The 8542-nt window shown below is 72.3% G+C and carries 7 protein-coding genes; 1 reads left to right on the plus strand and 6 read right to left on the minus strand.

Annotated features, from left to right (window positions below):
- Nucleotides 1–167 precede the first annotated feature (167 nt).
- A complete protein-coding gene (locus tag ACWENR_RS27835; protein ID WP_452279912.1) occupies nt 168–917 on the minus strand; it encodes an SDR family oxidoreductase in 750 nt (249 codons plus the stop codon).
- A gap of 84 nt (nt 918–1001) precedes the next feature.
- Between ACWENR_RS27835 and ACWENR_RS27840 the strand changes: the two genes are divergently transcribed.
- Nucleotides 1002–1508: an RrF2 family transcriptional regulator gene (locus ACWENR_RS27840; protein WP_452279913.1), complete on the plus strand. Its 507-nt coding sequence runs from the start codon at nt 1002–1004 to the stop codon at nt 1506–1508.
- A gap of 20 nt (nt 1509–1528) precedes the next feature.
- Here the strand turns inward: ACWENR_RS27840 and ACWENR_RS27845 are convergent, their stop codons facing one another.
- From ACWENR_RS27845 to ACWENR_RS27865, 5 genes are all read right to left on the minus strand, one after another.
- Nucleotides 1529–2701 (minus strand): zinc-dependent alcohol dehydrogenase, encoded by a 1173-nt coding sequence (locus ACWENR_RS27845; protein WP_452279914.1) that lies wholly within the window; start codon nt 2699–2701, stop codon nt 1529–1531.
- A 23-nt stretch (nt 2702–2724) separates the two neighbouring features.
- Entirely contained in the window at nt 2725–3678 is a 954-nt protein-coding gene (locus ACWENR_RS27850) for an SRPBCC family protein (RefSeq protein WP_452279915.1), read from the minus strand.
- 589 nt (nt 3679–4267) lie between these two features.
- Nucleotides 4268–5836, minus strand: coding sequence for a pectate lyase family protein (locus tag ACWENR_RS27855; protein WP_452279916.1), 1569 nt, complete (start codon nt 5834–5836; stop codon nt 4268–4270).
- Between the two features lie 403 nt (nt 5837–6239).
- Nucleotides 6240–6791 (minus strand): YciI family protein, encoded by a 552-nt coding sequence (locus ACWENR_RS27860; protein ID WP_452279918.1) that lies wholly within the window; start codon nt 6789–6791, stop codon nt 6240–6242.
- 96 nt (nt 6792–6887) lie between these two features.
- Nucleotides 6888–7949 carry a trypsin-like serine peptidase gene (locus ACWENR_RS27865; protein WP_452279917.1) on the minus strand — a complete coding sequence of 354 codons (1062 nt, stop codon included), beginning with the start codon at nt 7947–7949 and terminating at the stop codon, nt 6888–6890.
- Nucleotides 7950–8542 lie beyond the last annotated feature (593 nt).

Below are 8542 nucleotides of genomic sequence, written 5' to 3' on the forward strand. Positions count from 1 at the left end.
CCGCCGGAAGCGGCCGCCCCGGCCCTCTCCGACCGGCGCCGCCATCCGGACCCACTCCGACGCCCGGGCCCTCTCCGACCGGCGCCGCCATCCGGACCCACTCCGACGCCCGGGCCCACTCCGACCGGACCCTCCGCCCCGGTGGCCGCCGGGCGAACGGCATGCCGTCAGCGGGCCCGCTGCCCGTCGAGCCAGTCGTCGAACGTGGTCGGGGCGATGCGGGCGCCCTCGCCGGGCAGGAGCACGTCGCCGGCCATCTCGGGGCCGAACAGCCCCGACCACGTCGGCACGAGCCTGATCGTGCGGCCGCGCGCCTGATGCGTACGCCGGGCCATGTCGACGAGATCCTGCGGCTCGGGACCGGCGAGGTCGACGTACCGGCCGTGCGGGTCGCCCACCGCGATCTCGGCCAGGACGGCGGCCACGTCCGCGGGCGCGACCGGCTGGACGAGCAGCGGCGCGATCGAGGCGACGCCGCCCTGCTCCGTCCACCCGGTGACCATCTCGGCGAAGTCGTGGAACTGGGTCGCCGGCACGATCGTCCACGGCACCGGCCCGGCGGACACCAGGCGTTCCTGCTCCCGCTTGCCCGCGTAGTGGGCGTTGCCCGCCACGCGCGCGACGCCCACGATCGACAGCAGGACGTGGTGGCGCACGCCGGCCCGCTCCTCGGCGGCGAGCAGGTTGCGCGTGGCGGCACCGAAGCGCGCCACCGCCTCGGCCGGGTCGGCGGCCGCAATGTTGGTGGCGTCGACCACCGACTCGACCCCGGCGAGGGCGTCGTCGAGCCCCGCCCCGGTCGACAGGTCCACCCCGACGGAGCGGCTGATGCGGACGACCTCGTGGCCGCCCTGTTCGAGGGCGGCCACGGTCAGGGAGCCGATGTTGCCGGTCGCGCCGGCCACGGCGATGCGCATGAGGATCATCCCCTTCTCTCAGGTACCCGCCGACCATAATCGAGGACTAAGCAGATCCGCAATGTCTTCGTTATGCTGGTGATCGTGAAGCTGCCCGTGAGCACCGAATGGCTGTTGCACTGCGCCACCTCGCTGGCCCAACTCGAACCGGGAGCCACCGCGTCGGCGGCCCAGCTCGCGGAGTACTTCGACCTGCCGGCGCCATACCTCGCCAAGCAGCTCCAGGCGCTGGTCCGGGCGGGAGTGCTGGCGGCCACGACGGGACCGCGCGGCGGGTTCCGGCTCGCCCGCAAGCCCGCGGAGATCACGCTGTTGCAGATCGTGGAGGCGGTCGACGGCCCGTCGTCGCCGTACGAGTGCCGCGAGATCCGCCAGCAGGGACGCGGCGCGCTGCCGGCCGAGGAGTGCCGGCACACCTGCCTCATCGCCGCGAAGATGGCCGACGCGCACGACGCGTGGCGAGGCAGCCTGGCCGGGGTCTCCCTCGCCGACATCCTCGGTGAGCTGCCGGCGTGGGCACCGGAGCGCACCCGGTCGCTGCTGACCGGCCCGAAGAACGCCGGCAGCGGTCGGCGGGGCAGACCCCGCTGACCGCTGCCGACCTCCCGACGTCACACCTTGAGCAGCACCTTGGTGCAACCGTCCTGCTTCTTCTGGAAGATCTTGTAGCCCTTGGCCGCGTCCTTCAGCGGCATCCGGTGGCTGATGATGAAGCTGGGGTCGATCTCCCCACGACGGATGCGCTCCAGCAGCGGGCGGGTGTACCGCTGGACGTGGCACTGCCCGGTACGCATGATCAGCGACCGGTTCATGAACGCGCCCATCGGGAACTTGTCGACGAAGCCCCCGTACGCGCCGACCACCGAGACCACCCCGCCGCTGCGGCAGGCCAGGATCGCCTCGCGCAGCGCGAAGGGCCGTTCCGTCTCGACCCGGGCCGCCTGCTTCGCCCGGTCGTACGCGTACACGGCGGTGTTGCCGTGGTGCCCCTCCAGGCCCACCGCGTCGATGCAGGCGTCCGGCCCCCGACCGGCGGTCATCTCGTTGAGCGCGTCGAGCACGTCGACGTCGTCGTAGTTGAGGGTCTCGGCGCCGGCGTGCTCCTCGGCCAGCCGCAGCCGGTACGGGTACCGGTCGATGACGATCACGCGGTCGGCGCCGAGCAGCCGGGCGCTGGCGGCGGCGAGCAGCCCGACCGGGCCGGCGCCCCAGACGGCGACCACGTCGCCCGGCTTGATGTCGCACATCTCGGCGCCCATGTAGCCGGTGGGGAGGACGTCGGCGAGCATCACCGCCTGCTCGTCCGGCACCTCGTCGGGCACCTTGATCGGCCCGACGTCGGCGAACGGCACCCGGGCGTACTCGGCCTGGCCGCCGGCGTAGCCGCCGAGCAGGTGGGAGTAGCCGAAGATGCCGGCCGGCGAGTGGCCCATGATCTTCTCGGCGACGCCGGCGTTGGGGTTGGAGTTCTCGCAGACCGAGTAGAGGCCGCGCTGGCACGAGGTGCAGTGCCCGCACGCGATCGGGAAGGGCACCACCACCCGGTCCCCCACCCGCAGGTTGCGCACCTGGGGACCGACCTCGACCACCTCGCCCATGAACTCGTGGCCGAGGATGTCGCCCTTGCGCATGGCGGGGATGTAGCCGTGGTAGAGGTGCAGGTCGGAGCCGCAGATGGCGGTGGAGGAGATCCGGACGATCGCGTCGCGGGCGTTCATGATGGTCGGGTCGGGCACGTCGACGACCTTGACGCTGTCCTTGCCCATCCACGCGGTGGCCTTCATCGTCTGTCCTTTCGTGCCGGGGTTCAGCGGCGGGCGGCGGGCAGCGGCTGGGCCGGGCGCTGCATGAGTTGTCGGCGGACCGAGATGCCGTCCGGGCTGCCCTCGGAGCGGACCACCTCGCCGGTCTCCAGCACCTGCTTGAACCGGCGCAGGTCGTCGCGGACCTGCTGTTCGGGCTCCTCGCCGAAGAGCTTCGCCACGGCCCGGCCGAGCGCACCGGCCGGCGGGGCGTAGCGGAGCTGCACGCGTACCTCGGTCCCCCGGTCGCCGGGGGCGGGCACGAACCGGACCCGGCCGGCGTTGGAAACCGGGGTGCCGGGCAGCGACCGCCAGGCGAGCGAGCGGTTCGGCTGGTCCTCGACGATCTCGGCGTCCCACGCGATGGCGCGGCCCGCCGGGCCGCGCGCGGTCCAGTGCGAGCGGCGCAGGTCCTCCGCGCGCACCGACTCCAGGTGGGACATGAAGCGCGGCAGGTTCTCCACGTCCCGCCAGAACCGGTACGCCTCCGCCGGGGACCGGTTGACGGTGACCCCGAGGTCCATCCGGATCACCCGCCGGCCGGCCCGGCGGGCGCGGGCATGGCGTACGGCGGTGACCAGGTCGACCGCGGTGATGCCGGCGACCACGGCGGCGGCGAGACCGACCCGGCGGCGGCGCTCCCCGCACCGGTCCGCGAGGGCCCGGCCGAGCAGGGCGAGGTCCGCCGCGTCCCCCGCCACCCTGGTCCACGTCCAGCCGGCCGGTCGGCGACCGCTGAGCAGACCCGCGGCGTGGACCAGCTCGCGGGCTCCCACGGCCGGGATCGCCGTGCGGGCGGCGGGCGAGTCGTCCACACCGACCAGTCGGGCCAGCGGCCCGGGCGCCGCGATCGCGCCCACGCCGAGCGCGAGGCTGAGCCAGCCCAGCGCGCGGGGCGACGACGCAGTCGGCTCCGGCCCGTCCAGTTCCGGCAGCAACACCTCGTCGGACCTGTGCACGGTCTGCCTCCTCGGCTCGGCGTCGGCGAGGCCGCCCGGCCAAGCGGCGGACGGCCCGGCGGTGGGAACCGCCACCGTGACGCTATGCCCCCGAATTGGCCGATGAACCCCGAATCGACGCAGAACCCGGGGCAGCGTCGCCGACGTTCGCGCACCGCCGGGCCCGCCGCCGAGACCAGGTCACCGCCGGGCGACGCGGGCCCGCCGCCGACCTGGCCGCGCACCTGGCCGCGCTCCCCTGACACGGTGGCCGCCCGGGACGGTGGCCGCCCGAGGCGAGAGCCGCCCGAGGCGAGAGCCGCCCGAGGCGAGAGCCGCCCGAGGCGAGAGCCGCCCGAGGCGAGGGCCGCGTGTCCGACGACCCCCGCCCCGCGTTGAGGGATCTGTCCCGCGACGACGTCCTGACCTGCGCGCCGGACGCTCGCCGCCGCCCGACGACGCCGCCATCCGGGCGACGGCGCCGCGAGGCCGCGTACGCAGGTCGTCGCCGCGCGGCGGCCCACCATCCCCAAGCGGCGGCGCCGCGAGGCCCCGTACGTACGGTCGTCGCCGCGCCGCGGCCCGCCAGCACGGGCGGCGGGAGGCGCCGTCAGGCCGCGTACGTCTCGAACTCGACGACCCTCGGGGTGCCGGTCGAGCCGGTGATGTCGAACGTGATCTTGCTCAGCGCGGTCGCCGGGAAGGTGATGACGCCCGCCCCGCTGCCCGAGGCCAGGACGGCGCCGGTGTCGTGGTTGACGACCCGCCAGGAGCCGATGACGCCCACGGCGCCGGACGCCTCGCGGATGACGATCCTGGACACCCTGGTCGCCGAGCCCCACTTGATCGAGATCTGGCCGGTCGAGCCGACCGGCGACCAGTAGGTGCTCATGTTGCCGTCGCGTACGTTGCCGTAGCTCGTCCCGTCGGCCTTGCTGGAGCCGTCGGAGCCGGCGCCGATGCTGAGGTTGGGCCCGCCGGGCTGGGTCGGCGTCGGCGTCGGACCGGTTGGCGTCGGCGTCGGGCTCGTCGGGCCCGGCGTGGGGCTGGTCGCCGTCGGCGCCGGCGTCTGCGGCGAGCAGTTGCCGTCGGACTCCCGCAGGCCCGTGTGCGCGCCCGCCGTCTGGCGGACGACGTCCGGCACGCAGGAGGCCCCGTCGAGGGTGTACGGGTACGGGATGCTGACGGTGGTGTTCGACTGCGGGTTGGGGCCGGCGGGATAGTTGTCGCTGCCGGGGCTGGACCAGGTCACGTTGTCGAAGACGTTGCCGGCCACCTGCCAGTAGCCGCGCTCGCTGGTGTAGAAGGTGCCCAGGACGTCCTTGGAGTTGCGGAAGTAGTTGTTCTCCACCTTGGCCTGCCCGCCGGCCCGGGAGTTGATGCCCGACTCGCGGATGCCCACGTAGTGGTTGTTGTAGATGTGCGCGACGCCGCCGCGCAACAGGGGCGTGCGGGAGTCGATGTTCTCGTACAGGTTGTGGTGGAAGGTGACGAAGCCGTTCGAGCGGTCGCTCTCGCTGGAGCCGATCAGGCCGCCACGACCGGAGTTGCGCAGGACGCTGTAGGACAGCGTCACATACTGGGTGTCGTCCTTCATGTCGAAGAGGCCGTCGTACCCCTCCGACTCCCCGCCCGACGCCTCCAGGGTGACGTGGTCGAGCCAGACGTTGCGGACGCCGCTCTCCATGCCGATGGCGTCGCCACCGTTGGACGTGGGCGAGCCCGACTTCTTGACGTTCCGGACGGTCACGTTCCGGATGACGATGTTCCTGGCCTCACGGATGTGGATGCCCACCTGGTCGAAGACGGCCACGCTGCCGACCCCGACGATCGTGACGTTGCTGATCTGCTTGAGCTCGATCACGCCGTCGGCGGTGTTGCAGCTTCCGCCCGACACCTTGCTGGTGTTGCCGTGGTTGATGGTGCCCGTCACCTCGATGACGATCGGGGTGCTGCTGCTGGCCCGGCCGCACAGGGCCGCGTGGATCGCGGTGCCCGTGGTCGCCCGTACCGTCTGCCCGCCCGCCCCGCCGGTGGTGCCACCGTTGCGGGTCGCGTAGCCGGTGGCGGCGCCGGCCGCCGCCGACGCCTGGTGCATCGGGAGCGCCACCACGATCGCGGCCCCGACGGCCGCCGTGGCCAGCGCCGCCTGGAGTCGCAGTACGACTGGTCGTCTCATCCTCGCCTGCCTTCGTCCTCGATTGCTCGGGGTCGCCGGCCGATTCCGGGGTCGTCGGCGTCCACCGCTCGGGTCTGGAAAGCGCTTTCCACAGCGAGGATAGGAGGACGTCGATTTCTCTGGCAAGGATGCGTCCGCATTGCAGGAGAATGTCCGCCCGGACGCCACGACGCGGGGGGAGTTCGGCGGGCACGCGCGCACGCGGAGCCCTCTACGCCTCCGCAAGATCCGAACAACTTCCCGGAAAGAGTGGCCTCCCGAGCCAGGAAGACCACTCTTTCCGGGAAAGTGTGCGGATCTTGCCGGCGCGCCGAAACGCGCGGATCTTGCGGGCCGGCACCATCCCGGCGAGCGGCGCGGATCCTGCGTCCGGCGCCGCTCGGCGGGGTGGTGGGGTCCGGAGTCAGGGCCGCCGGCCGCCGAACGTCCAGAGGTGCACCTCGATGTCGGCGTACCGGCTCGGGGTCAGCAGCGCACGCGCCTCGTCCGGGTCCGCCGCCCTGATCAGGGCAGCCGTGCCCAGCCAGTTGGCGCCGTCGTCGGACAGCAGCGGCCCGTACGCGATCAGGTCGTCCCGGTCCGCGTCCACCTCGACGTCGGCGGCCTCCCCCGCGCCGAGGCCGAGCACCAGGTACTGGTCGCCACCGGTCCGGCCGCCGGGGAAGTCCCACATCGTGCGCCCCAGTGTGTTGTGCCAGCGGCGCAGCAGCACGTCGCGGTACGCGCCGGCCTGGTAGTTGGGCTCGTCGAGGGCGAACGCGCGGGCGGCGGCGGCGTCGGGCAGGTCGACGATGTGCACGCTCCCGGTCGGCGTCTGCCCGTCGGCGGCGAAGGTCGGGCCGCGGGCGATCATCTCCGTCGCGTACCGGTCCATGTAGGACCAGTGTTCCTCCAACAGTTCGGTACGCAGCGCCAGGGAATCCCGCCGGTCGCGGTGGTAGCAGAAGAACTCCATGCCGCCGATCGTGGTCCTCACCCCGGAGGGCGCAAGTGAATTAGCGCGCGGGCAGAGCCCCGGCCGTCGGGGCCGGGGCTCTGCTGGTCAGCTGCCTCACGCCGGGGAGAGACCCTCCGCGAAGTCGTAGAGGCTCTTGATGTCGTTGTCGAAGTACGGGCCGTCGAACTGGCCGTTGCCCGGGTTGTCGCCGTGGCTGACCACGCTGTTGATGTACCCGAGGCCGTTCTGGTCGTTGTACTCCTGCAGCCACGGCCCGCCGCTGGAGCCGTAGGTCATGTTGCACCACATCCGGATCTGCTGGCCGCCGGCGTGCCACGTGCCGCTCTGGCAGTAGTACTGGCTCTCGCCGCCGCCGAGGTTCGACGGGTAGCCGAGGGCGGTCATCAGGGAGATGTTGTAGCCCCAGTTCCAGCGCATGCCGTGGCCGCCGACCGTCTCCACGACCTTGAGGCCCCAGTTTCCGCCGTTGTGCATGATGGCGATGCCCATGTCCTCGTCGTGGCTGCTGCTGTTGACCCACGCGGTGCGGGCGGTGAGCTGGTAGGCCACGAACGTGCCGAACGGCCGCGCGCCGTCGCGGTAGCGCGGCACGAACTGCCAGTTGCTGTACCACTGGCCACCGCTGCCCTGGTGCACGCAGTGGCCCGCGGTCATGACCAGGCGGCGCTTGCCGCTGGCGACGGCGCTCGCCGAGCAGGAGGCGGTGCCGCCGCCGGGAGTGGTGAAGTAGACCTTGCCGACGACGGCCGACTCGTTCAGCTGGATCGAGACGTCGTCGCCGGCGACGCGCGGCTTCACCGGCGCGACGGTGCCCGCCGGCCCGTTGGGCTTCGCCACCCGCCCGGACGACTCGGTGGCGTTGGCGCGCCCGGCGATGTCCAGGTCGACGGCGCCCGCCATCCGCTCCGGCGTCCAGAACCTGGCGACCTCCCTGGCCGTCGCCTCGTTGGTGACCGCCCGACCGTCGCTGGTGCGGGCGACGGTGGTGGTGTTGCCATTCCTCTCGGTCGTGGTCGGTTTCGCTTCGGCGGCGGCCGAGCCGGTGAGGACCAGCGCCAGCGTCATGCTGGCCGTCGCGGTCCAGCGCAGAGTCGATTTCAAGTGCTCTCCCTTGTCGTGGGTCGATCGGGTCACCGAAACGTATCGACCGCTCATCGCAGAGACAATGCGGCGCCATGGCAGGTAATTGACACTGACCCTTTGGCGACCGTAAAGGTGAGCGGAATTGCCGCGAACAAGAGTGTCGAGCCCGAACAAATGCCTCGGCATTGACCGCGCAAATCCCAGCGCCTGCGAATTCGCTCTGCCGCCATCGCCGCCCGATGAGTCTCTCCCCCCGCCCGCCGCTCCGCGAAGCCGCCCACCTGCGGGAAAACGACGCCAGCCGGCTCGCGGGGAGCCACCGACGTCGGGTACGCGGCGTCGCGACATCAGCTCGGTCGCCATCCATTCCGGCCGAGCCCTCCACCGGCCGGCCGGCGCCTTTCCCTCCAATTCCACGCCGAGCCCGACAAGACACGACAGTGGCCTCACGGTCGTCGGCAAATTGCCGCCGTGGTCCATCGACCGAATCGGCACAATGCCAGCCGTCGCGGTCGAATGTCCGACCGAGTCGATTCGGAGTGGCGTTCCCCTCTCGCGCATTGTGGTGTGAGAGCGTGTTTGAGATCGGGTTGATCAGGTCCGGGTGAAGGTGCGGCGGGCTTGGCGGCGTGCGGGTTGGCCGCGGGTGATGCGGCGGGTCATGC

It is taken from the genome of Micromonospora sp. NPDC004336 (assembly GCF_053602615.1).